Below are 23193 nucleotides of genomic sequence, written 5' to 3' on the forward strand. Positions count from 1 at the left end.
CTCGCGAACGGCGCCCCCGCCATCTCGGAGCCTGAGCGCCCCCGCCGGAGGCATGTCTTGGACCCGCGGGTGACTTCCTCGCTTCTGCCCGCATGCACGTAGCGCGCCGCCGGGCGCGGCCAGCCGGGGCGCAGACAGCAGGCAGGCCGCGCCGCAGAGGCGGCGCGCGCCCGCGCCGTGCGCGGGCTCTTGATGATGTAGGGAAAGTTGTACCGCACCATGATCGAAAGCCGTTCGATCGAGGCTGTCGGCTCACCACACGTCTCCGCTACGGTTCCATACATGCCTTCTGCACTGGACACGCCCCAGGGAGCAGCGGAGCTCGCTGAGTCCCTGCTTCCTCCGCTCGGGAACCGTTGGTTGCACACTCAGGCTGTGGCCGCTCGGGCTCAGGAAGCCACTGCGGCTGTGTCCAAGAATGAGCGGGACCTGTTGGTTGCCGCCGCATGGCTGCATGACATCGGCTACGCGCCTGAGCTACGCGATACAGGGTTCCATCCTCTTGATGGCGCTCGTCATCTTGAGTCCGCGGGTGCGCCGGCACGACTCGTGCGGCTGGTCGCTCATCACTCCGGGGCTGTGTATGAGGCGGAGCAGCGAGGGTTGTCGGCGGAGCTGGCCGTCTATGAACGGGAAGACTCGCCGGTCCTTGATGCTCTGATCTTTGCTGACATGACGACTGGTCCTGCTGGGCAGTCCTTCGATTTTGATACCCGGATCGACGAGATCTTGGTCCGCTACGAACCGGGCAGTGAAGTCCACAACGCGATCAGCAAGGCGCGTCCCTACCTTGGCGCTGCGGTGGGTCGGACGAAGCGTCGCGTAGCGGCTTTCACCTCGCTGCCGCCCAGCCAGCGGGCGATCATTGATGGAAGCGGTTGGTGGCCGCCGACGCTCTTTGCAGCGGAGCATCAGGATGTGGAGTTGTTGGCCCGGCTGCTTGACGCAGGTGCGGACCCTGACGAGGGCAACGCCGTGACGCCGCTGACACACGCGGTTGGGACGGAGGGCGACGTGGCCTTGCAGAGTGGTGAACCGCTCGCCGTGGCAACGACTGCCGTGCTCCTGGCCTACGGCGCTGACCCGGCTCTGCCGGATTCAACGGGTGCGACACCCTTGCAGGTAGCCGAGTACTACAACCACGCCCCGGCGCTCCGGTTGCTGCGTCGGCATCTGTTGACTGACCGGCCGGGACATTCTCAGCCGATGTAGGGCTCTGCCCGGTCGGCCAAGCCATGCTCGATACGCATCCGCATGGACGGGTGGATGTTCAACTCGTCCAGCCTGCTGGGGTCGACGAACGCCACTTCCTTGCTCTCGCTGCTGGTCCGCAGCTTGCCCCCGGTGATCCGGGCCGTGAAGCAGATCGAGAACTGTTGGCGTACTTCGCCGTCGTCGTACGCCATGACGTGGCCTGGGTTGGTGTAGAGGCCGACCAGGCCCGTCACTTCGACGTCGAAGCCGGTCTCTTCCTTCGTCTCGCGCACCGCTGCGTTCGCCACCGACTCGCCGACGTCGACGCCGCCACCTGGCAGGGCCCACAGGTCGTTGTCGGTCTTATGGATAAGCAGGACCTCGCCCGCCTCGTTGCGCGCAACGGCGGTGACCGAGGGGACGATGCTGTTCGCCTTCGGAGCGTTGGGATCGTTGATGTAGTCGACGCGGGCCATGACTCCAGCCTCGCACGATCGGCTCACAGTCGAACTATGCGGTTCGCCCGCGCCCCCGGACGAGGTCGAGATCCTCAAGCTCACCGTTCCGCAGCCGGGCGTCTCTGAGGACCTGGCCATGGGCACCCCGGTCGCGCTGACGGGCCTGGTCGCCTCGGCGTGGGAGAACGAGTTCAACGGTCAGAAGCGCCACGGCATCGCCTTCCGCGCGGTCGCCGTCACCTCGCTGGCCGCCGCTGCCTCGAAGCCGAAGGCTGCCTGATCATGACCTGGTTCACGGTCGCTCTGGTGCTGGTCGTCGCTGCCGCAGTGATCCTGCGGTGGCGGCGCCCCGCCTGGTACTGGCTGACCTTCGGGGCCACCCTCGCCACCCTGCGGGTCCTGGTCCGCTACGCCTCGGTCATGGACGCCTGCGGCCTGACCGTCCCGCCTTCCCGCTGGCGTCTGGCCCTGGCCCGGGTCGCCAACCGGGAGCTCCCGCAGTCCCGCCCGCCGCGCATCCTGCGGATACGGCCCACCCGCACCGGCCTGGTCCTGCGCCTGGGCCTGCGCCCCGGACAGGACGCGTTCGATGTCGCGGCGTCCGCCGACCGGCTTCGCCACTCCTTCGGCGTGTACGGCGTCACCTCGCGTGAGTTGCGCTCGGGTGTGGTCGAGGTACGGATGACCGGCTACGACGTCCTCAGGCGGGTACAGATGCCCGCCAGGATCGACGCCCGCCCGATGCGGGTCCCGGTGGCCCTGCGGGAGGACGGCTCGGTGCACTACCGCGACTACCGCACCGTCCCGCACGGCCTCACCCTCGGCGCCACGGAATCCGGCAAGTCCGTCTACCAGCGCAACCTGGTCGCCGGGCTGGCCCCACTGGATGTCGCGCTGGTGGGCATCGACTGCAAGCAAGGGGTGGAACTCTTCCCGCTGGCTCGCAGGTTCTCCGCGCTCGCCGACAACCCTGACACTGCCCTCGCCCTGCTCGAAGCGCTCGTCACGCACATGGAGGAGGTCTACCAGCTGATCCGGGCCAACCAGCGGATCACAGTGAACGTCCCGGATGCGGAGATCGCCGCCGACATCTGGGACCTGCCCGCCGACCTGCGCCCGGTCCCGGTCGTGGTCCTGGTCGACGAGGTCGCCGAACTCGCCCTCTACGCCACCAAGGACGACGAGAAACGACGCGACCGCATCATCACCGCCCTGGTCCGCCTCGCCCAGCTCGGCCGCGCCGCCGGCATCTACCTGGAGATCTGCGGGCAGCGCTTCGGCTCCGAACTCGGCAAGGGCATCACCATGCTCCGTGCCCAGCTCACCGGCCGCACCGCCCACCGCGTCAACGACGAATCCTCGGCGAACATGGCCTTTGGCGACATCGCGCCGGACGCCGTCCTCGCCGCCATCCAGATCCCCACCGACACCCCCGGCATCGCCGTCACGGGCGACGCCTCCGGCGGCTGGGCCCGCATCCGCGCCCCGCACACCTCGCTGCGTGAGGCCGTGAACATCTGCAACAAGCACGCCGACCGCACCCCGGACCTGCCCGCCCTGGCCCCGTTCCGCCCCGCGCTCGCCCCGGCACCCTCGGCCCCGGTGCCGCTGTCCAAGACAGCCCCCGCCACGGCCTGACCCTCCCGCTTCCCCGGCTCGGCGCGACCGCTTCGCGCCACGTCCCTACCCCCTCCATGCCTCCAGACAGGAAGGAGCACCCTCGTGTTCTGCGAGCACTGCGGCGACGTCGACGGCGACGAGACCGGCATCGACCACGACGAGCGTGACTGCCCCTGGTACGACACCGACAACGGCACGGTGACCATCGACCCCGACCAACTGACCATCACCCTCCAGACCAGCGCCGACGGCTCCCCGGCCCTGCGCGCCGCGATCAACCTCCTCATCGACCACGGCCTGTGGATCAAGCGCCTGGCGGAGCGGCCCAGCCTGCTCCTGATCGACTACTCCGGGCCCGACCCTGCCCCCTACGGCGTCGACTGGCTCAAGGTCGTCGAAGCCCTGGCCGCGAAGGAACTGCCCGCCTCCAGCGGGGAACTGCGCATCCTGGCCCTCGCCGCCTCGCTCGCCGACACCACCGCCCGCATCCCGCTCGGCGACGCCGTCACCGGCCTCGACACCACCAACCTCGCCTTCGTCCTGAAGGCCATCGTCACGGCCAACGGCCGAACCGTGGCGGGGTGACCGTGATGGCCTCGCGACTGCGCATCGACGCCGTGCTCGTCCAGGCGGTCATTGCCGGGGCGCTGTCCTTCGCCCACCTGCACGACCTCGCCGCCGCTGCCGGACAGGACGGCTGGAAAGCCTGGGCCTACCCGGTCTCAGTTGACCTGCTCCTGGTCGCCGCCTGGCGACGCCTGCGCACCGACGGCCCGTCCCGGCTGGCCTGGTGCTGGTTCGTGATAGCGCTCGTGGCCTCCCTCGGCGCCAACGTCGCCACCGCCGGACTCCTCGACCTCGACAACGTCCCCGCCTGGCTCCGCATCCTCGTCGCCGCCTGGCCCGCACTGGCCTTCATGGGCGGCACCCTCCTCGCCCACTCCGCCGAAGACCGGGCACCGGATCCGCCGGCACCCCCGCTCCACCTCGACCCCGACCCCGACCCCGAACCGGACACCGAAGCACCGAAGTTGGACGCCTCGACCTCCCTGCCGCCTGCGGTCGAGGAAACTCCGGCCCTTCCCGCACCCGAGCCCGTCCCGGCTCCGCCCGCGGTCACCGCTCCGCCGGTCCCGGCCGCGCTGGTCGACCACGCCCGCAAGGTCGCCAACGACCACCAGGCCCGGACCGGATCGCCGATCGACACCGACACCCTGCGCGCCCGCCTCGGCGTCCCGCCGCAGCTGGCCGACGCCATCGCCGCCCAACTCGCCTGACCCGAAGGGACAACCACCGACATGCCTGCCCGCGATCACTTCCACTCCGTCATGCGGATCGGCCCCGTGCAGATCGGCACCCACCGCGACCGCAACGGCCGCACCAAGCACGCCGCCGTGTGCACCAACGACCGCTGCGGCTGGTCCGCCGACTACTCCAGCCAGACCGCCGCCCAGCTCGCCGCCCGCACCCACCGCTGCACCGCCCGATAGGAGGCCACCACCCATGGAAGTCCCGCTCTGGTTCGCCCTCGCCGCCATCGGCTACCTCGGCATCAAGCTCATCCGCCCGCCCCTCTGGCTGGTCCTGGTCCTCCTCCTCGGCGGCTACCTCATCGCCGACAGCCTCCTCGCCCCCGTCATCGACACCACGATCAAGTAGGGAGATCCGCTGATGTTCCGCCCGAAGATTCCCACCATGCCCACCCCGACCGGGCTCGCCTCCCCGCCCGCCGTCGTCGAGCCGACCACCGTCATCCAGCACACCCCCACCCCGACTGTTCCGGCTCCGTCGTCCCGGCCCACGGTGCAGCTCACCCCTGGGTCCGTGCTCGCCCTGGTCGGTGGCGGCACCGCCGTGGTCCTGGTCGTCGGCACCGTCCTCGTCTCCATGCTCCTCGCGGTCGCCGTCACGGCCGCCTCGGTCGCCATCTGCGCCTTGGTCATCCGCTCGCTCGTCTCCTCCCCGCACCGCCGCTGAACGGACCCGGGGGCGACGCACAAGCCGCCAAGCACGCCGCCGCCTCTGGGACCGCGTTCCGTCCGTCAACCGCCATCGCCAAGGAGAACGCCATGGACGTGCACATAGCCGCAAGCATCCTGCCGTTACTCGGCTGGGCTGTGCACGGCGGCATCCTCGCCCGCCGCCTCGCCTCCGCCCGCCGCGACCCCCTCACAGGACTGCACACCCGTGCCGGATGGACCGCCCGCGCCGAAGACCTCATCCGCCGGCACCCGCGCGCGGCCGTCCTCCTGGTCGACCTCGACCACTTCAAGACCCTTAACGACACCTACGGCCACGCCGCCGGGGACGCCGCGCTCGCCGAGACCGCCGTCCGGCTACACACATGGTGCGGACGCAACGGCACCGCTGGCCGCCTGGGCGGAGACGAATTCGTCGCGGTCGTACGGGAGTTGGCCGCTGTCGATCTCGACGCGCTCACCGCGGCACTCCACCGGCCGCTGCTCTGCGACGGCATCCCGCTGCCGCTGGCCGCCTCGGTCGGTGTCTGCCCCATCGCCGAGCTTCCGGTGCCGACCTTGACCGACGCGCTCGCCGCCGCTGACGCGGCCATGTACGCCGCGAAAGGCCGTGGCCGTCGCGGTTCCCGCGCCTCTCGCTAACCGGCCACCGGGTGGCGCACAAGCCGCCAAGCACGCCGCCACCCGGGGCCGTTCCTTCCAACCGCAATCGAAAGGAACCATCATCATGGCCCACCACGCCCCGCACCCGCTGAGGATCTGCCCGGCCTGCGACGGCTTCGCCTCCGTCGCTATCACTCTCGGAGGCCGTGACGCCCGCGGCTACCTGCGCACCGTCACCGCGCACTGCCCCGCTTGCCAGGGCACCGGCACCGCCCGCACCCGCAGCACTCGGGAGGGCGCCCGTGCCTGACCTGCTGCTCGACCCGACCACCCTCGGCGACCTGCTGAGGGTGGCTTCGGCGTCCGACTACGACCGCTGGCACGAGCAGATCCGCCGCACCGGCGGCTGCGCCGACCCCATCCACCTCACCGGCTGGACGATCGCCAAGGACAAGGTCACCGGGGAGACGCTGCACCACTACTCCACCGAGAACGAGCCGGGCGGACGCCTCCGCCTCGCCTGCGGAAACCGCCGTGCCTCCCGCTGCCCCTCCTGCGCCTGGACCTACGCGGGCGACACCTACCACCTCATCCGCGCGGGCCTCGCTGGTGACGACCGCCGCGACATCCCCGCCACCGTCCGCGACCACCCACGCGTCTTCGCCACCTTCACCGCCCCCTCCTTCGGCCGCGTCCACAACCGCCCCGACCGTGGCGCCTGCCGCTGCGGCACCCACCACTCCGCCGACGATCCCGTCCTCGGCACCGCCCTTGACCCGGCCACCTACGACTACGCGGGCGCCGTCCTCTTCAACAACCACGCGGGCCAGCTGTGGCAGCGCTTCACCAACCGGCTCCGCCGCGAGGTCGCCGCCCGCGCGGGCCTGACACAGCGAGAACTCAAGGAAGCGGCCCGCCTGTCGTACGGCAAGGTCGCAGAGTTCCAGAAACGCGGCGCCCTGCACTTCCACGCCGTGATCCGCATCGACGGCCCCGAAGGCCCCGACACCCCACCGCCGTCCTGGGCAACGGTCGGTCTCCTCGCTGATGCGATCCGCGACGCCGCCGCGCACTCCTACACCTCGGTCTCGGTCCCCGCCGCCGACGACCAGCCCGCTCGCACCTTCCGCTGGGGCACCCAGCTCGACGTACGCCCCGTCAAAGCCTTCGGCGACGGCTCCGACATCACCGAACAGGCCGTCGCCTCCTACGTCGCCAAGTACGCCACCAAGGCGGCCGAGAACACGGGCACCCTCGACCGCCGCATCGGCGAACTCTCCGAACTCGACCGCCATCACGTCCCCGACCACACCCGCCGCCTCATCGAAGCCTGCAAGCGGCTCGACCCCCTGTACCCCGACCGCCGTCTGTGGGCCTGGGCTCACATGCTCGGCTTCCGCGGCCACTTCTCCTCCAAATCCCGCCGCTACTCCACCACCCTCGGCGCCCTCCGCCAGACACGCGCCGACTACCGCGCCACCCAAGAGCGCGAAGCCCTCGGCCTGGACGACCGCGAACCGGACACCGTCCTCGTCCTCGCCGACTGGCAATACGCCGGACACGGCCACACCCCCGGCGAATCCGCCCTCGCCGCCACCATCGCCCGCGACCTCCAACTCAACCGCGAAACCGCCCGCGAAGCCCTACGCGACCAGCTCGCCGACGAAAGGGAGTGCTGACCATGGCCGCAGAGCTGCCGAACCGGTTCCTGACTCCCGAGGACCTGGTCGAGATGTTCGAACTTCCCAGCGTCGAGACGGTCTACCAGTGGCGTCGCAAGCGCACTGGCCCCCGCGGCTTCCGAGTCGGCCGGCACCTTCGCTTCGACCCGAGCGACATACGGGCCTGGGTGGATTCCCAGCTTGGGGAGGCTGCCTGATGGCTGGCCACATCCAAGACCGCTGGTACAAGACCGAATCGGGTCCGAACGGCAAGCCGATCAAGGTCAAGACCGACCGCTACGGGAACGGACTCCGCTACCGGGCCCGGTACGTCGGACCGGACGGCACCGAGAAGAGCAAGTCCTTCCCCGACCGCCAGAAGCGTCGCGCCGAAGAGTGGTTGGCCGAGACTGCAGCCGACATGTCCCGTGGTCAGTACGTCGACCCCAAGGCTGCCCGGATGACCTTCCAGCAGTACGCGGAACGCTGGCTCGCCGGGCTGACGACCGACCTCAATACACGCATCGGAACGGAGTACCGTCTTCGGCTGCACGCCTTCCCGCGACTCGGGGCGCGCCCTCTCGGATCTTTCCGACCGGTCCACATCCGCGAGTTCGTGCGCGACCTGGAGAATGACTCCATCGGCGGCACTTACGCCCGCAACATCTACGCCAACGTCCGCGCGGTGCTCTCGGCCGCCGTGGATGACGGCCACCTCGCCCGGAACCCTTGCTCGGCCGCGTCGGTCCGCCCGCCCGCTGTCTCCTCCGCCCGGGTCGCGCCCTGGCTCCCCTCCCAGGTGCGTGCGGTCCGCGATGCCCTGCCCGAACGCTACCGAGCCATGGTCGACGTCGGCAGCGGCTGCGGCCTTCGTCAGGGCGAGATCATCGGGTTGGCCGAAGACACCTTGCAGCTCGACAGCGACACCCTTCGGGTCACCACTCAGGTCAAGCTCATCCGGGGCGTCGCCGTCTTCGCTCCCCCCAAGGGCAACAAGGAGCGGGACGTACCGCTCCCCTCCTCGGTCGCCTCCGCCCTGCGTCAGCACATGAAGAGTCACCCGCCCGTGGCGATCAAGCTGCCGTGGATGCGACCGGACGGCCCGCTCACCGAACGGCGTCTGATCTTCACCAACACAGCCGACGGGGTCGTCTGGCGCAGCAACTTCAACGCCTACGAGTGGAAGCGCGCCCTGGCCGCCGCCGGCCTTATCCCGTCCCCCGAACCCGGCAAGCGGCACGCGTCCGCCCGCCACCACGGAATGCATGCCCTGCGTCACTTCTACGCCTCGGTCCTCCTGGACGCGGGCGAGAGCATCAAGGCCGTGAGCGAGTACCTCGGCCACTCCGACCCGGCGATGACGCTGCGCGTGTACGCCCACCTGATGCCCACCAGCAGCGAGCGTGCCCGCCGGGCCCTGGATGGCGTCTTCAACACGGCCCAGGAGCCCTGACGGCCCAGAGACGGCCCAGCGGGCACAAGACAGCCCCCTACTGGCGAGAACATCGCTGGTGGGGGGCTTCTTCGTACCCGGCGTACATCAGTTCTCCGGGTGCAGGCATAACCCACCCAGTGTCGCAGATCCACGGGAGTGACCCGGCGCGCCGGGTACGGTCCGCAGGGCGAACCGTGACGCCCGGCGGCGGACGTGCCTGCGGCCCGGGGTGGGTCGCAGGCACGAGGGTCGGGTCAGGAGCGGACCGTGTACCTCTCCGAGCACTTCGAGAAGTCGCCCTTCACCACGCACACCCACATCGTGTACCCGGTGTCCTCGGGCAGGTCGCCCGTGACGGTCACCGCGTAGGGAGAGGCGTGGCCGCGCGTGGTCGCGACGCGGCCGGTGCTGAGGTGGGCCTCGATGCCGTAGCCGTCCGCGAGGACGTCGTAGGCGCTCAGGGCGTCACCCGGCTCACCGCCGCTGGGGTCCTTCTGCCAGGTGGCGTTTCCCGCCGATTCGCCCCAGGTGTTGTTCCTGACCGAGATGACGGCGTCGCCCGAGGTGTTCGTCGAGTAGCCGAAGCTGAAGCTGTCGGCGGCCGTCGCCGTGCCGGCCCCGCCGACCACCGTCGTGGTCGCGACGGCCAGCGTCGCGGCGAGCGCGCCGAGCCGTGCCTTCGTATGGGTGCTCACGATCAGGCCTTGACGCCGATCTTCGCGGAGCACTTCGAGAAGGAGCCCTTCACCACGCACACCCACAGCTGCCAGGTGGTGCCCTCGGTGAGGTTGCCGGAGGTCTCGTCGGAGTAGTTGGCGCTGTGCCCGCGCGTGGTCGCGATACGGCCGTCGCTGAGGTGGGCCTCGATGCCGTACCCGTCCGGCAGGATGTCGTCGGCGATCAGCGTGTCACCGGTGGAGCCCCCGCTCGGGTCGGCCCGCCAGATGCCGTGACCCGCGGCCTCGCTCCAGGTGTTGTTGTTGACGGTGATGACGTAGTCCTTGGAACCGGTGATGTCGGCGTAGCTGAAGCTGAAGCTGTCCTCGGCGGCCGCCGGGCCCGCCCCGGCCACCATCGTGGTGGCCACGACGGCCAGTGCGCCCGCGAACGCTCCCGCCCTGGCCTGCATACGTGTCCGCATCTGTGCCCTCCCGTTGTCGTTCTGCACTTGATCTTGGGACTCACACATACTGCAATGCTCAGGCCAGAACCTTGAGGGCATTTTCAGTCATCTGGGGCGAGAAACGTCCGGACACGGATGAGGCCCGCTGTCTCTCGGACAGCGGGCCTCATCGGGTGACGGCACGTCGGCGACCTACGAAGTCTCGGTCAGCCGGACCCCACGAACAGCACCAGCAGCAGCCACACCACCGGAGCCGTCGGCAGGAGGGAGTCAAGGCGGTCCATGATGCCGCCGTGGCCCGGCAGCAGCGTGCCCATGTCCTTGATGCCGAGGTCCCGCTTGATCATGGACTCGCCGAGGTCGCCCAGCGTGGCGCTGGCCGCGACGGCGAGGCCGAGGAGCAGGCCCTGCCACCAGGCTCCGCCGTCGATGACGAACTCCATGAGCAGCGCGCCCGCCACCATCGCGAAGGCGACGGCGCCGAGCAGCCCCTCGCGGGTCTTGCCGGGGCTGATGCGCGGCGCCAGCTTGTGCGTGCCGAAGCGCCAGCCGACGGCGTACGCGCCCGTGTCGCTGACGACGGTCAGCAGCAGGAACACCATGACCCGCTGCGCCCCGTCGTCGGCCGTGAGCATGAGCGCGACGAACGTGGCCAGGAACGGCACGTAGAAGGCAGCGAAGACCCCTGCCGTGACGTCCTTGAGGTAGTTCTCCGGCGGCTCCGTCATCCGCCAGACGAGGACGGCGAGCGCGGTGAGCGCCATGGCCACCCAGGCGCCCTCGGGCCCGCGGACGTACCCGGCGACGACCATGGCGGCCCCGCCGACCGCGAGCGGCACGAGGGGCGCCTTGATGCCCTTGCGTTCCTGCAGACGTGAGGTGAGCTCCCACAGCCCCACCACGACGGCGACCGTTACCACGCCGACGAAGGCCGCCTTGACGATGAACAGCGACGCGACGATGACCACGCCGAGGCCGACGCCGACTCCTATGGCGGCGCCCAGGTCTCGGCCCGCGCTCTTCTTCGGCGGGGCGGGCTGCGGGGCGTCGGGCATGGGCTCCGGCTTCTGCGGCGCCTCCCCGTAGGGGTGCGCCGACGGCGTCTCGTCACGGAACGGGGGGCCGGCCTGCCGAGCCGCCCCCCGGTCGTCGTCCTGGTTCCCGCCCTGCGCGGGTACGTCGGGCACGATGGGCATGGGCTGAGTCTGCATCGGATGCCGGCTCTCGGCCGCATCGTACGGGGGACCCGCCGGGGCATGCCCCTGGACAGGTCCCCGGTCGGTCGGCGCCCAGTACCCGGCTTGTGGCGGCGCTCCCCAGGAAGAGTCGTTCATCAGACCTCGAGGAGCTCCGCTTCCTTGTGCTTGAGCAGCTCGTCCACCTGGGCGACGTACTTCGCCGTGGTGTCGTCGAGCTCCTTCTCCGCACGACGGCCCTCGTCCTCGCCGACCTCGCCGTCCTTGACGAGCTTGTCGATCGCGTCCTTGGCCTTGCGCCGGACCGAGCGGATGGACACCTTGGAGTCCTCCGCCTTGCTCTTGGCGACCTTGATGTACTCGCGGCGGCGCTCCTCGGTCAGCTCGGGGAACACCACCCGGATGATGTTGCCGTCGTTGCTCGGGTTGACGCCGAGGTCGGAGTCGCGGATCGCCTGTTCGATGTTGCGCAGAGCGGTCTTGTCGAACGGGGTCACCACGGCCATGCGCGGCTCCGGCACCGAGAACGAGGCCAGCTGGTTGATCGGCGTCAGCGCACCGTAGTAGTCGGCCACGATCTTGTTGAACATCGCCGGGTGCGCACGACCGGTGCGGATCGCGGCGAAGTCGTCCTTGGCGACGACGACGGCCTTCTCCATCTTCTCCTCGGCCTCGAGGAGGGTCTCTTCGATCACCACTTGCTCCTGCGTGTCTTGAGTAGGCCCGGCAGCTGTACTTGGTCTGGTCGGCGGCCGGCTGCGTCGCGTCTTGTTCCTGCACGGTTCCCGACCGGCAGGACATTGTCCATCCCCCGGTCAGGCTCCGCCCCCCGGGCAGGGGAAGGACCCGGTCAGGCCCGGCTTCCCTGATCACCCACGAGAGTGCCGATCTTCTCACCCTTGACGGCCCGCGCGATATTGCCCTCCTTGAGAAGCTCGAACACGAGGATCGGGAGCTTGTTGTCTCGGCAGAGCGTGATCGCGGTGGCGTCGGCGACCTTCAGTTCGCGGGTGATGACCTCGCCGTAGCCGAGGGAGTCGAACTTGACCGCGTCCGGGTTGGTCTTGGGGTCGGAGTCGTAGACCCCGTCCACGCCGTTCTTGCCCATCAGCAGCGCCTCGGCGTCGATCTCCAGGGCGCGCTGAGCGGCGGTGGTGTCGGTGGAGAAGTAGGGCATGCCCATACCGGCGCCGAAGATGACCACACGGCCCTTCTCCAGGTGGCGCACGGCGCGCAGCGGGATGTACGGCTCGGCGACCTGGCCCATGGTGATGGCGGTCTGGACGCGGCTGTCGATGCCCTCCTTCTCCAGGAAGTCCTGGAGGGCGAGGCAGTTCATGACCGTGCCGAGCATGCCCATGTAGTCGGAGCGGGCCCGGTCCATGCCGCGCTGCTGCAGTTCGGCGCCGCGGAAGAAGTTTCCGCCGCCGATCACGACCGCGATCTCCGCGCCGTCGCGGACGACGGCCGCGATCTCACGGGCGATCGCGTGCACCACGTCGGGGTCGACGCCGAGGCCACCGCCCCCGGAGAACGCCTCTCCGGACAGCTTCAGCATGAACCGTCCGCGGTCCGCTTTGCGTACGTCGCTCTTCTCGGGCTTGGTGGTCATGGAGATCTCGCCTCTTCACGTGTCGCACATACGAAGAAGGCCACTGCCGGTGGGGTGGTGTTCGCATCCCATGCTCGGCAATGGCCTCCTCGTCAGATCTGCTGTCGTCCGTATCGCGTCACGCGCGCACGGGGCGGCGTACGCGAACGACTGCACTCGACCCTATCGGGGCCGGGTGCCCGTCGCGCAACGGACTCAGATGCCGACCTTGATGCGCGTGAAGCGCTTCAGGGTGACACCGGCCTCGTCCAGGACCTTCTGGACCGACTTCTTGTTGTCCAGCGCGTACGGCTGGCCGAGCAGCGTGGCGTCCTTGAAGAAGCCGTTGAGGCGACCCTCGACGATCTTCGGCAGGGCGGCCTCGGGCTTGCCCTCGGCGCGGGTGGTCTCCTCGGCGACGCGGCGCTCGGACTCGACGACCTCGGCCGGCACGTCCTCCTTGGAGAGGTACTTCGGCGCGAAGGCGGCGATGTGCTGGGCGACACCCTTGGCGACGGCGGCGTCGGCCTTGTCCAGCTCGACCAGGACACCGATCTGCGGGGGCAGGTCGGGCATGGTGCGGTGCATGTAGGCGAAGACGAAACCGTCGGCGTACTGCGCGAAGCGGTCGAGGACGATCTTCTCGCCGAGGTTGGCGTTGGCCTCGTCGACGTACGCCTGGACGGTCTTGCCGGCCTCGATCTCGGAGGCGAGCAGGGTCTCCAGGTCGGCCGGGGAGGTCTTGGCGACGTGCTCGGCGATCGCGGAGGCGGCGGCCTGGAACTTCTCGCCCTTGGCGACGAAGTCCGTCTCGCACTTCAGCTCGACCAGGACACCGGAGGTGTTGTCGTCGGCGATGAGGGAGACCACGGCGCCGTTCTCGGCGGAGCGGCCCTCGCGCTTGGCGACGCCCTTCTGGCCCTTGATGCGCAGAGCCTCGACGGCCTTGTCGACGCTGCCATCGGCCTCGTCCAGGGCCTTCTTGCAGTCCATCATGCCGGCGCCGGTGAGCTCACGGAGCTTCTTGACGTCGGCGGCGGTGTAGTTCGCCATGATCTGTGAATCTCTTCTCGGAGTTCGAAGTCTCGAAGTCGGCGTCCGCCGCCGCTCGTAGGGCGGGCGCCCGCCGAAGATCTACGGGCTGTGGGTGAACGGCGGGTGGCGCGCTCGGCGCCACCCGCCGTCGTCCCTACAGCGCTACGACCGTGAAGGTCAGGCCTGCTCGGCGTCCGCGGCGGGAGCCTCGGCGGCGGCCGGGGCCTCCTCGGCGGCGGGAGCCTCGGCGGCGGCCTCGGCCGGAGCCTCGGCAGGGGCCTCGGCGGCAGCCGGAGCCTCAGCAGCGGCCGGAGCCTCGTCGGCCTTCTTCTCGCCCTCGAGCAGGTCGCGCTCCCACGCGGCCAGCGGCTCGGCGGCGGCCTTGTCGCCCTTGCCCTCGGTGGCGACCCGGGAGCGGGAGATGAGGCCCTCGGCGACCGCGTCGGCGATCACACGGGTGAGCAGCGTGACGGAGCGGATCGCGTCGTCGTTGCCCGGGATCTTGTAGTCGACCTCGTCGGGGTCGCAGTTGGTGTCGAGGATGGCGACGACCGGGATGTTGAGCTTCCGGGCCTCGCCGACCGCGATGTGCTCCTTCTTGGTGTCCACGATCCAGACGGCGCTGGGCACCTTCTGCATCTCGCGGATACCACCGAGGGTCTTCTCCAGCTTGGCCTTCTCGCGCGAGAGCACGAGAAGCTCCTTCTTGGTGAGACCCGACGCGGCGACGTCCTCGAAGTCGATCTGCTCGAGCTCCTTGAGGCGCTGCAGACGCTTGTAGACGGTCGAGAAGTTGGTGAGCATGCCGCCCAGCCAGCGCTGGTTGACGTAGGGCATGCCGACGCGGGTCGCCTGCTCGGCGATCGCCTCCTGCGCCTGCTTCTTCGTGCCGACGAACATGACCGTGCCGCCGTGGGCGACGGTCTCCTTGACGAACTCGTAGGCGCGGTCGATGTACGACAGCGACTGGAGCAGGTCGATGATGTAGATGCCGTTGCGCTCGGTGAAGATGAAGCGCTTCATCTTCGGGTTCCAGCGACGGGTCTGGTGACCGAAGTGGACGCCGCTCTCCAGCAGCTCCCGCATCGTGACGACGGCCATGGCCGTTCTCCTTGATTTGCTCGGTTGTGCCGCGGGAACCGGACGGCTCCCGCGCCTGACGCCCGCGTTGCGCCGTTGCCACGAAGGACCGAGGGGCGCTGATACGGACCGTCCGACGAATCTGACGGACCTCGTACCGGGGCGTGCGAAGTCGACCCGGTGACCCGGATCGCCACCAGAAGTGTACGGGACCCGCGAGGCCCCGGGTGACGCCGATATCCACAACCGGCCGGTACTCCACAGATCCCGGCCATGATCACCCGCCGCACGGGACGCTTCCCCCATGTCCGACGAGATGACCCACGAGACGACCCGCGCGCGAACGGTCTTCCGGCCCACGCGTGTGTGGGCCGCCCTGCTGCTGTGTCTGACGACGGCCCTCCTGGCCACGGCCTGGACGACGGCACCGCGCGCCGCCCCGGCGCCGCCGGTTCCCGGGGAGTCCGTCCCCGTGGTCGGCCGCGCCTGGCCGGTGGGCCTGCGCCCCCCGGTGGTCCGCGCCTGGGAGCCGCCGCCCACCCCCTACGCGCGGGGCCATCGAGGCGTCGACCTGTCCGCCCCGACGGGCTCCCCGGTCCGGGCGGTGGCGGCGGGCCGCGTCGCATTCGCGGGGCGGGTGGCGGGCCGGGGCGTCGTCACGGTCGAACTGACCGGCACCGGCGACCCGCCTCTGCGCACGACCTACGAACCGGTCCTGACCGCGGTGAGGAAGGGCGACGAGGTGACCGCGGGCGCCCTCCTCGGGACCCTGGAACCGGCTCCCTCCCACTGCCCGACGGCCTGCCTCCACTGGGGCCTGCGCAGAGGCGAGACCTACCTGGACCCCTTGTCACTGCTGCCACCGTGGCTGCTGCGCCGGGGCCCGTCCCGCCTCCTGCCGGTGTCCCGGTAGGGCCGCCCTGCCGCCGTCTCCAGAGGCGCGCGGTCGGTGACGGCGGGACAGCGGGACGCGAGACGGCGGGACGGCAGGGCCTGTAACCGCCCTCGGCTCCAGGGATCCGTGCGCCGCCATACCCGCGAAGCACGCGCACCGCCGCCCATGGCTACGGGAAGCGATGCGCCACGCCCGACTGCCCGGTGCTGCCCGACTGCCCGGTGCTGCCAGACCGCCCGACCGCCCAACGATCATGGCCGCCGAAGCGGGCGCACAGGCGGGCGCCGACCGGCCAGGCGGCACCCCGCAGACGCCGCCCCCGCGAACCGATCGCCCGCGGCGCCCGACGCGATGGTCGGGTCGGCGCCGGAGGGCGCGCCGCACCACGGGGGTTCAGCCCCGCACACCCCGCAGAGCCATCCCCACGGCCGCCTCGGTGATCGCGGAGGGGTCCTCGGCAGCCCCCAGTTCGATACGCCGCACAGCCGCGTCCACGACCCCCTGCAACAGCATCGCGGCCAGCCGGGGCTCCTGCTGCCCGAGCGCCGCCAGCGCCTCCACGATCATCGCGACGAGCCCGCCGTGCGCGGCCCGGATCTTCTCCCGTGCCCCGGCGTCCAGTTCGCTCGCCGAGATCGCGACCACCGCGCGGTGCCGCCGGTCCCCGACCAGCTCCAACTGCTTGCGGACGTACGCCTCGACCTTGCCCTCGGGCCGCTCGACCGCGGCCATCGCCGCCTCGACCTCCGCCGCCCAGACGGGAAAGTCTGCCTCGCACAGTTCCTCGACCACGGCGGCCCGTGACCGGAAGTACTCGTACACGGACGACCGCGCCAGTCCCGTGCGCTCGGCGAGCGCCGGGAACGTCAGCGCTTCCGTCCCGCCCTCGGACAGCAGGCAGCGCGCCGCGTCCAGCAGGGCGGCTCGCTGCATCGACCGGTGCTCGGCCACGGAGGCCGCTCGAATCCTTGGCACATCGACCACTCTACGGACGGACCGCCGCGCACGGGAGTGTCTTCCCCCGGCCCGGCCCGCCGCGGTACCGGCCACCCCCACCCGCGGCTGCGGGCCGCCGGCATCGGCCGGCGGTGGCGGGCCGGCGGTGGCGGGCCGGGCCCGCCCGGGTCAACGGCCGAAACTCGCCAGCTTCGCCCTCAGCTGCAGCACCGACTTCGTGTGGATCTGGCTCACCCGGCTCTCGGTGACCCCCAGCACGTTCCCGATCTCGGCGAGGGTGAGTCCCTCGTAGTAGTACAGCGTGACGACGGTCTTCTCCCGCTCCGGCAGCGTGTTGATGGCCCGTGCCAGGAAGCGGCGCAGCTCGCGGTCCTCGGCGACCTCGACCGGGTTGTCCGCGGCGGTGTCCTCCAGCGTGTCCATCAGGCTCAGCCGGTCACCGCCCTCGCCCCCGGCATGCAGCAGCTCCTCCAGCGCCACCACGTTGGCCAGCGACAACTGACTGAACACCGAGTGCAGTTCGTCGACCGCGATCCCCATCTCGGCGGCGACCTCCCCCTCGCTCGGGGTGCGTCTGAGCCGGGACTCCAGAGTGGCGTAGGCCCGCTCGACGTTGCGCGCCTTCTGCCGCACCGACCGCGGGATCCAGTCCAGCGCGCGCAGCTCGTCGATCATGGCGCCACGGATCCGGGTGATCGCGTACGTCTCGAACTTGATCTCTCGGTCGATGTCGAACTTCTCGATCGCGTCGATGAGCCCGAAGACCCCGGAGGAGACGAAGTCGGCCTGCTCGACGTTGGCCGGCAGCCCGACGCTCACCCGTCCCGCGACGTACTTCACCAGCGGCGAGTAGTGCAGGATCAACTGCTCGCGCAGCCGCTCGTCGCCGCTCGTCTTGTACGTCCGCCACAGCTCGTCGAGTGTCGAGGGGGCGGGCGGGCGCACGGTGCCGCGAGCGGCGGCGGGTACCGCCGCCCGGTCAGACCCGGAGGTGTGCTGGGGCATTCGTCGCCTTGTGCCGTTCTGCCGTGAACTGGGGATGTCTGGGTGAGCTGTCGGTCCGATGCCGAGTTGCCTGTCCTGAGTCGGAATCCTCGTGAGCGTAGCGTGACTGGGGAGTCGCAGTGTGCGAAGGACGGGTGATCACCGATGCGCAGATACGTTTTGCTGGACGACGTGCCGAGCCCGGGCGATCGCGCTGCGTGACCGGAGAGGCCCGCCAACTGCCGGAAACCGCAAGGCTGTCGGCGTTCCCCCGGACGGCCGAACCCCCCTCGGTCAACTCCGCCTCCGATCCGGTGAGACGGAGATCATCGCCTGGCGTGTCAACTTCCAGCCGTCGCCGTGTCGTTCGACGTATCCGAGTGCGCGGAGTTCGTACAGTCTCCCGACCGTGTCGTCCACGGTCGTGCCCGCGTCCCGGGCGATCTCGTCGGCGGCAGCGGGACCTCGTCCCGGCAGTGCGGCGAGCACCTGCCGCGCGCCGGGTTCCAGCAGGTCCCGGGGGAGCACGGGCCCCCGCCGGTCGGGCGCCAGCTCTCCCATGTCACCCACCAGCTCGACGACTTCGGCGGCGTCGGACACGAGCACCGCGTCGCTCCTCAGCAGTTCGTGCACTCCTGTGGACAGGGCCGAGGTCGCGGGGCCCGGCACCCCCATCGTGAACCGGCCCAACCGCTGCGCCGCCCGCGCCGTGACCAGGGCACCGCTGCGACAGGCCGCCTCCACCACCACGGTCCCCCGGGTGAGGGCGGCGATGACGCGATTGCGCAGGATGAACCGGCTCGGCGTCGGATGTGCACCCGGCGGCAACTCCCCCACCACCAGGCCCTGTTCGGCGATCCTGGTGATCAGCTGCACATGCCCCCTGGGGTAGGGCCGGTCCACCCCGCAGGCCAGCACGGCGACCGTCGCACCGCCGGCCCCGAGCGCCCCTCGGTGCGCGGCCCCGTCCACGCCGTACGCGCCGCCGGACACCACCACCCACCCGCGCTCGGCCAGCCCGGCCCCCAGCGCGGCCGCCATGTGGGCCCCGTACTCCGTACACGCCCGCGCCCCGACCACGGCCACGGACCGCAGCGCCCACATCCGCACATGGGCCCTGCCCCGCACCCACAGCCCCACGGGACGCCCGTCCCCGAGGTCGTCGAGCTGGCCGGGCCACTCGGCGTCCCCGGGCACGAGGAACCGGACTCCGCACTCCCGCGCGGTGACCAGGTCCCCCTCGGGGTCGGCGCGGCCGGAGCGGGCGCACAGTCCCGCCCACCGCTTCTCCGAGGCGTCCGGCAGCGGTCGCCCGCCGGCCGAGATCCTGCGGGCCACCTCACTCGCCCCGAACTCCCGCAGCCATCGCCCACCGAGTTCGTCCCCGGGTTCGAGGACGCGGGCCAGGAAGGCCCGGTCGCGCCGCTCGGCGTCCGACGCGCCCATGCTCATGACTCCCCCGCCGACGAGGCCCGCTGCGCGGCCCTCATGCCAGTGCCCCGATCGCCATCGGCACACCGCGCGGGACTCCGGTGCGCAGTTGCAGGGCCAGGTTGACGTCCGTCGCGTCCGGGCGGTCGTGGCCGACGAGGTCGGCGACGGTCCAGGCGACACGGAGCACCCGGTCCAGGCCCCGCGCGGTCAGCACCCCACGCTCCAGGCAGCGCTCGGCCTCGTCCATCGCGCCCGGGGTGGCGTGCCACCGGCTGCGCAGTTCACGCCCCGGTACCTCGCTGTTCGTGCGCCAGGGCGTCCCGAGCAGACGTGCGGCCGCCCGTTCCCTGGCCGCGCGCACGCGATCGGCCACGGTCGCCGTCGACTCGCCCCGGGCCCCGCGTCGCGTGAGTTCGGACCGGGTGACCCGGTCGATCTCGACCCGCAGGTCGACCCGGTCCAACAGCGGGCCGGAGAGCCGTGCCTGGTAGCGGCGGATCGACGCGGGCGGACACTCGCACAGGTCGTCCGTCTTGGAGAAGCGGCCACAGGGACAGGGGTTCGCGGCCAGGACCATCAGGAACTTCGCCGGGAAGCGGACCACTCCGGCGCTCCGTGCGATCACGACCTGCCCCGCCTCCAGCGGCTGGCGCAGGGCGTCCAGGGCCTGGCTGCCGAACTCGGGGGTCTCGTCGAGGAAGAGGACGCCACGGTGGGCCAGGGAGACCGCACCCGGCCGTGCGATGCCCTGGCCACCACCCACGAGGGCCTGCATCGTGGCCGAGTGGTGCGGGGCGCAGTACGGCGCCACGTCCACCAGCGGCTTCCCCACCGGCAGCAGACCGGCGATCGAGTGGACGGCCGTGACCTCCAGCGACTCCGCCCTGGCCAGCTTGGGCAGGATCGCCGGCAGGCGCTCGGCGAGCATCGTCTTGCCCGCGCCCGGCGGGCCCTCCAGGAAGAGGTGGTGCCCGCCCGCCGCCGACACCTCCACGGCGGTCCGCGCCGCGAGCTGGCCGACGACGTCGGCAAGGTCATGGCCCAGGTCCTGCTGCGCGGCTCCCGTGGTGTGCATCCCGGTGGCAGCCCCGGTGCCGGGCAGCCGGAGGCCCGCCAGGAGGGGGTCCGGGCGGCCCTCGTCGGGTTCCTCGTCCGGCACCGGCTCGTCCGCCAGCACGGCGATCAGCTGCCGCAGGGTGCGCACGCCCAGGACCGAGACGCCGGGCACCAGCGAGGCTTCCGGGGCGGCGCACTCCGGCACCACCACCTGCTCGTATCCGGCCTCGGCGGCGGCCAGCACGGCGGGCAGGATGCCCCGGACCGGCCTGACCCGGCCGTCGAGCCCCAGCTCTCCGATCATCACGATGTCGGAGAGCACCCGCGGGTCGATCCGCTCGGAGGCTCCGAGGACCGCGCAGGCGACGGCGAGGTCGAACCCGCTGCCGGCCTTCGGGACGGAGGCGGGACTGAGTCCCACCGTCAGCTTCTTCTGCGGCCACTCGGCGCCCGAGTTGACCACCGCGGCCCTGACCCGGTCCCTGCTCTCCGTCAGGCTCTTGTCCGGCAGCCCCACCAGCGTGAAGGCCGCCACGCCCGGTTCCAGGTCGGCCTGCACCTCGACGACGACGCCCTCGACCCCCACGAGGGCCACGGAGCAGGTGCGGGCGAATCCCATCACGCCACCCCCCGCACGTGTTCCACGACGGCGGCGCCGCGGTCGGGGAGGACGACACCGACGACGTCGATGCGGACGCCGCCCGGTGGGCTCCCTCCGTGCTCCTGGAGCCAGCGTTCGGCGAGGCCGCGCAGCCGGCGCGCCTTGGCGGCCGTGACGGCCGCCATCGGGTGCTCGAAGGGGCCGGCCCTGCGGGTCTTCACCTCGCAGACGACCAGCGCGTCCCCGTCGCGGGCCACGATGTCGATCTCACCGGTCCTGCCGCAGCGCCAGTTGCGCTCCAGGACCGTCATCCCGGCCTCGGCCAGCCGCCGCGCGGCCAGCTCCTCGCCGTACCTGCCGAGTGCACCCCGTGCCCTGTTCATGTCGGCACCACCTCCGGCGCCAACACTGAGGGCAGCTCAGCCCGCTAGTTGATCTTGGTGGACAGACGACCGATTGTGGATAACTCCATCACCCACACGAATGACGACCCCCGCCTCCGTGCCACATCTCGACCACCGCGCCGCAGAGCCGTCGTCGCCCCGCAGACCCGTCGCCCCGCAGACCACCGCCCACGGACCGCCACCGACGTACCCGAAGCCGCCGGCCCGTCGCCCCGCCGACCGTCCCACAGGCCGCCACCCCGAGCACCCATCAGCTGCCCGGCAGCTCCAGATCGCTCTTGTTCAGCTCCTCGATGTTCACGTCCTTGAACGTGAGCACGCGTACCTGCTTCACGAACCGGGCCGGCCGGTACATGTCCCACACCCAGGCGTCCGCCATCGACACCTCGAAGAACACCTCACCCTGGACCGAGTGCACCTGCATCTCGTAGTCATTGGTCAGGTAGAAACGCCGCTCGGTCTCGATCACGTATTTGAACAGACCGACGACATCGCGGTACTCCCGGTAGAGCTTCAGCTCCATCTCGGTCTCGTACTTCTCGAGGTCCTCGGCGCTCATGGCATGTTCCCCTTCAGCCGTGCGATCCCACCATTGTGCGCCAGTCCCGCGAGCCTCTAGACGATTTCGGTGTCGAGGACCACGGGTCTGGCCGGGGGACCCTCGTCGAGCAGTGTGCGAAGCAGTTCGGCGAGTCTGGTCGGGTACACCGTCTCATGCGCCCGGGCCAGTTCCCCGCACGTCCACCAGCGCGCTCCGGCGACACTGCGTCGTTCCAGCTCCGTGAGGCCCGCGTCGAGGGGCACCACCGGGCGCGTATCGGTGGTCCTGGCCAGGTAGTACCACTCGTCCTGGTCCCAGCGCCGTCCGGCGAAGGGGAAGGAGCACCGGCGCCGCCAGAGCACGGGCCCCAGCTCCACGTCCGTGATCCCGGTCTCCTCCACGAGTTCCCGCAGAGCGGCCTCCTCGCGGGTCTCCGTGCCCTCCACGCCGCCACCGGGCGTGAACCACCAGTCGTCGGCCGGATCGTCCGGCTCGTGCCCGTGCAGCAGCAGGATGCGCTCCCGGGGGTCCAGCAGGATCACCCGGGCCACCCGGCGCAGCCCGCCCTCGTACGTGTCCTCAGCCGACAACGGCCGGCTCCGACTGCGCCTGGCGGCGGCGGCCGCCGAGCCGCTTGGCGACGGGCCCGTAGGCCCCGCCGCCCAGGACCAGCGCCATACCCACCACCAGCGCGGCGGTGATCAGCCGCAGCGGGCCGGGAGAGGAGAGCGCGCCGAGCTTCTCGAAGCCCGTGGGGCGGGCCAGCATGCCCTCCATGGGCCACACGACGGCGTCCACGCGCGCGTCCACATGGTCGCGCGGCACGGTGCCGTTGCCGGCCTCCGTGAGGTGGGCGGTGGAGTCCAGGGAGCCGCTGCGCTCGTCGCCGAGGAGGAACAGCCGGCCCTTGGGGACGGCGATCTCGGGGATGCCGGTCAGCTCGGCGTCCTCGCCCGGGGGCAGATAGCCCTCGTCGATCTTCTTGCCGTTGACGGTCAGCTTGCCGTCGGTGCAGCAGGCGACCGTGTCCCCGCCGACCGCGACGACCCGCTTGACCATGGGGGTGTTGCCCCAGGTCTCCTGTCGGAAGACGACCACGTCTCCGCGCTTGATCTCGGCGCCGTCCACCCGCTCGGCGAGGATGCGGTCCCCGGAGGTGATGGTGGGAGACATGGAGTCGGTGGGCACGGTGTAGGGCGCGTAGAGGATCGCTCCCCAGACGAAGCCGCCCATGAAGAGCACACAGCCGAGGGCCACGGCCAGTCCCGACAGCTTGCTGCCGAGCCGTCCGTGGCCCTCGTCCGTACGACGTGCCGTCCCGCTCATCCCAGTGCTCCCAGGTCGGA

The 23193-nt window shown here is 70.8% G+C and carries 30 protein-coding genes; 14 read left to right on the plus strand and 16 right to left on the minus strand.

The window, feature by feature from the left end; genetic code table 11:
- The first annotated feature begins 282 nt into the window (after nt 1–282).
- Nucleotides 283–1212 (plus strand): HDIG domain-containing metalloprotein, encoded by a 930-nt coding sequence (locus ACZ6BB_RS29555; protein WP_471618318.1) that lies wholly within the window; start codon nt 283–285, stop codon nt 1210–1212.
- On the opposite strand, the gene ACZ6BB_RS29560 is transcribed toward ACZ6BB_RS29555, so the two are convergent.
- On the minus strand, nt 1200–1670 hold the full coding sequence (locus ACZ6BB_RS29560) for an NUDIX hydrolase (RefSeq protein WP_471618193.1): 471 nt from the start codon (nt 1668–1670) through the stop codon (nt 1200–1202). The two genes, ACZ6BB_RS29555 and ACZ6BB_RS29560, sit on opposite strands and share 13 nt — an antisense overlap.
- Between ACZ6BB_RS29560 and ACZ6BB_RS29565 the strand changes: the two genes are divergently transcribed.
- The 12 genes from ACZ6BB_RS29565 to ACZ6BB_RS29620 all read left to right on the plus strand — a co-directional run bounded on the left by ACZ6BB_RS29565 (nt 1669) and on the right by ACZ6BB_RS29620 (nt 8968).
- Entirely contained in the window at nt 1669–1932 is a 264-nt protein-coding gene (locus ACZ6BB_RS29565) for a hypothetical protein (RefSeq protein WP_471618194.1), read from the plus strand. The two genes, ACZ6BB_RS29560 and ACZ6BB_RS29565, sit on opposite strands and share 2 nt — an antisense overlap.
- A gap of 2 nt (nt 1933–1934) precedes the next feature.
- Nucleotides 1935–3290, plus strand: a complete 1356-nt coding sequence (locus ACZ6BB_RS29570; RefSeq protein ID WP_471618195.1) for an FtsK/SpoIIIE domain-containing protein — start codon at nt 1935–1937, stop codon at nt 3288–3290.
- A gap of 84 nt (nt 3291–3374) precedes the next feature.
- Nucleotides 3375–3857, plus strand: coding sequence for a hypothetical protein (locus tag ACZ6BB_RS29575; RefSeq protein ID WP_471618196.1), 483 nt, complete (start codon nt 3375–3377; stop codon nt 3855–3857).
- A gap of 5 nt (nt 3858–3862) precedes the next feature.
- Complete coding sequence (locus ACZ6BB_RS29580) at nt 3863–4549, plus strand: DUF2637 domain-containing protein (RefSeq protein WP_471618197.1); 687 nt, start codon at nt 3863–3865, stop codon at nt 4547–4549.
- A 21-nt stretch (nt 4550–4570) separates the two neighbouring features.
- Nucleotides 4571–4762 carry a mobile element transfer protein gene (locus tag ACZ6BB_RS29585; protein WP_046704488.1) on the plus strand — a complete coding sequence of 64 codons (192 nt, stop codon included), beginning with the start codon at nt 4571–4573 and terminating at the stop codon, nt 4760–4762.
- A gap of 13 nt (nt 4763–4775) precedes the next feature.
- Nucleotides 4776–4931, plus strand: coding sequence for a hypothetical protein (locus ACZ6BB_RS29590; RefSeq protein WP_471618198.1), 156 nt, complete (start codon nt 4776–4778; stop codon nt 4929–4931).
- Nucleotides 4932–4943: 12 nt separating this feature from the next.
- Nucleotides 4944–5249, plus strand: a complete 306-nt coding sequence (locus ACZ6BB_RS29595; RefSeq protein ID WP_471618199.1) for a SpdD-like protein — start codon at nt 4944–4946, stop codon at nt 5247–5249.
- 92 nt (nt 5250–5341) lie between these two features.
- Nucleotides 5342–5893: a GGDEF domain-containing protein gene (locus ACZ6BB_RS29600; protein ID WP_471618200.1), complete on the plus strand. Its 552-nt coding sequence runs from the start codon at nt 5342–5344 to the stop codon at nt 5891–5893.
- 85 nt (nt 5894–5978) lie between these two features.
- A complete protein-coding gene (locus ACZ6BB_RS29605) occupies nt 5979–6164 on the plus strand; it encodes a hypothetical protein (protein WP_471618201.1) in 186 nt (61 codons plus the stop codon).
- Nucleotides 6157–7533 carry a replication initiator protein RepSA gene (repSA, locus tag ACZ6BB_RS29610; protein WP_471618202.1) on the plus strand — a complete coding sequence of 459 codons (1377 nt, stop codon included), beginning with the start codon at nt 6157–6159 and terminating at the stop codon, nt 7531–7533. Before ACZ6BB_RS29605 ends, repSA begins: the two co-directional genes overlap by 8 nt.
- A gap of 2 nt (nt 7534–7535) precedes the next feature.
- Nucleotides 7536–7733 carry a helix-turn-helix transcriptional regulator gene (locus ACZ6BB_RS29615; RefSeq protein WP_184899872.1) on the plus strand — a complete coding sequence of 66 codons (198 nt, stop codon included), beginning with the start codon at nt 7536–7538 and terminating at the stop codon, nt 7731–7733.
- On the plus strand, nt 7733–8968 hold the full coding sequence (locus tag ACZ6BB_RS29620) for a tyrosine-type recombinase/integrase (RefSeq protein WP_471618203.1): 1236 nt from the start codon (nt 7733–7735) through the stop codon (nt 8966–8968). The genes ACZ6BB_RS29615 and ACZ6BB_RS29620 overlap by 1 nt, the downstream gene beginning before the upstream one ends.
- Nucleotides 8969–9204: 236 nt before the next feature.
- On the opposite strand, the gene ACZ6BB_RS29625 is transcribed toward ACZ6BB_RS29620, so the two are convergent.
- The 7 genes from ACZ6BB_RS29625 to rpsB form a co-directional block, all read right to left on the minus strand.
- Entirely contained in the window at nt 9205–9645 is a 441-nt protein-coding gene (locus ACZ6BB_RS29625) for a hypothetical protein (RefSeq protein ID WP_471618204.1), read from the minus strand.
- Nucleotides 9646–9647: 2 nt separating this feature from the next.
- On the minus strand, nt 9648–10091 hold the full coding sequence (locus ACZ6BB_RS29630) for a hypothetical protein (RefSeq protein ID WP_471618205.1): 444 nt from the start codon (nt 10089–10091) through the stop codon (nt 9648–9650).
- 188 nt (nt 10092–10279) lie between these two features.
- Nucleotides 10280–11407 carry a phosphatidate cytidylyltransferase gene (locus tag ACZ6BB_RS29635; RefSeq protein WP_471618206.1) on the minus strand — a complete coding sequence of 376 codons (1128 nt, stop codon included), beginning with the start codon at nt 11405–11407 and terminating at the stop codon, nt 10280–10282.
- Nucleotides 11407–11964, minus strand: a complete 558-nt coding sequence (frr, locus tag ACZ6BB_RS29640; protein ID WP_033526942.1) for a ribosome recycling factor — start codon at nt 11962–11964, stop codon at nt 11407–11409. The genes ACZ6BB_RS29635 and frr overlap by 1 nt, the downstream gene beginning before the upstream one ends.
- A gap of 155 nt (nt 11965–12119) precedes the next feature.
- Nucleotides 12120–12881: a UMP kinase gene (pyrH, locus tag ACZ6BB_RS29645; RefSeq protein ID WP_013000392.1), complete on the minus strand. Its 762-nt coding sequence runs from the start codon at nt 12879–12881 to the stop codon at nt 12120–12122.
- A gap of 195 nt (nt 12882–13076) precedes the next feature.
- Entirely contained in the window at nt 13077–13913 is an 837-nt protein-coding gene (tsf, locus tag ACZ6BB_RS29650) for a translation elongation factor Ts (RefSeq protein WP_471618207.1), read from the minus strand.
- A 159-nt stretch (nt 13914–14072) separates the two neighbouring features.
- Nucleotides 14073–14996, minus strand: coding sequence for a 30S ribosomal protein S2 (gene rpsB, locus ACZ6BB_RS29655; RefSeq protein WP_471618208.1), 924 nt, complete (start codon nt 14994–14996; stop codon nt 14073–14075).
- 283 nt (nt 14997–15279) lie between these two features.
- On the opposite strand from rpsB, the gene ACZ6BB_RS29660 reads away from it, so the two are divergent.
- Nucleotides 15280–15888, plus strand: a complete 609-nt coding sequence (locus tag ACZ6BB_RS29660) for a peptidoglycan DD-metalloendopeptidase family protein (RefSeq protein ID WP_471618209.1) — start codon at nt 15280–15282, stop codon at nt 15886–15888.
- 375 nt (nt 15889–16263) lie between these two features.
- Here ACZ6BB_RS29660 and ACZ6BB_RS29665 read toward each other — a convergent pair whose 3' ends face one another.
- From ACZ6BB_RS29665 to lepB, 8 genes are all read right to left on the minus strand, one after another.
- Nucleotides 16264–16821: a TetR/AcrR family transcriptional regulator gene (locus tag ACZ6BB_RS29665; protein ID WP_471618319.1), complete on the minus strand. Its 558-nt coding sequence runs from the start codon at nt 16819–16821 to the stop codon at nt 16264–16266.
- A gap of 174 nt (nt 16822–16995) precedes the next feature.
- The gene (gene whiG / locus ACZ6BB_RS29670) at nt 16996–17832 is read right to left on the minus strand and encodes an RNA polymerase sigma factor WhiG (protein WP_471618210.1); all 837 of its coding nucleotides are present in this window, start codon (nt 17830–17832) and stop codon (nt 16996–16998) included.
- Between the two features lie 273 nt (nt 17833–18105).
- Nucleotides 18106–19263, minus strand: coding sequence for a DNA-processing protein DprA (gene dprA, locus ACZ6BB_RS29675; RefSeq protein WP_471618211.1), 1158 nt, complete (start codon nt 19261–19263; stop codon nt 18106–18108).
- Nucleotides 19264–19297: 34 nt separating this feature from the next.
- Nucleotides 19298–20920: a YifB family Mg chelatase-like AAA ATPase gene (locus tag ACZ6BB_RS29680; RefSeq protein WP_471618212.1), complete on the minus strand. Its 1623-nt coding sequence runs from the start codon at nt 20918–20920 to the stop codon at nt 19298–19300.
- Nucleotides 20920–21285: a YraN family protein gene (locus tag ACZ6BB_RS29685; RefSeq protein WP_471618213.1), complete on the minus strand. Its 366-nt coding sequence runs from the start codon at nt 21283–21285 to the stop codon at nt 20920–20922. Before ACZ6BB_RS29685 ends, ACZ6BB_RS29680 begins: the two co-directional genes overlap by 1 nt.
- Nucleotides 21286–21556: 271 nt before the next feature.
- Nucleotides 21557–21865, minus strand: coding sequence for a DUF2469 domain-containing protein (locus tag ACZ6BB_RS29690; RefSeq protein ID WP_005311352.1), 309 nt, complete (start codon nt 21863–21865; stop codon nt 21557–21559).
- A gap of 56 nt (nt 21866–21921) precedes the next feature.
- On the minus strand, nt 21922–22437 hold the full coding sequence (locus ACZ6BB_RS29695; RefSeq protein ID WP_275455886.1) for an NUDIX hydrolase: 516 nt from the start codon (nt 22435–22437) through the stop codon (nt 21922–21924).
- Nucleotides 22427–23173: a signal peptidase I gene (gene lepB, locus ACZ6BB_RS29700; RefSeq protein ID WP_471618214.1), complete on the minus strand. Its 747-nt coding sequence runs from the start codon at nt 23171–23173 to the stop codon at nt 22427–22429. Before lepB ends, ACZ6BB_RS29695 begins: the two co-directional genes overlap by 11 nt.
- Nucleotides 23174–23193 lie beyond the last annotated feature (20 nt).

This window comes from Streptomyces sp. NPDC041108 (assembly GCF_055592645.1).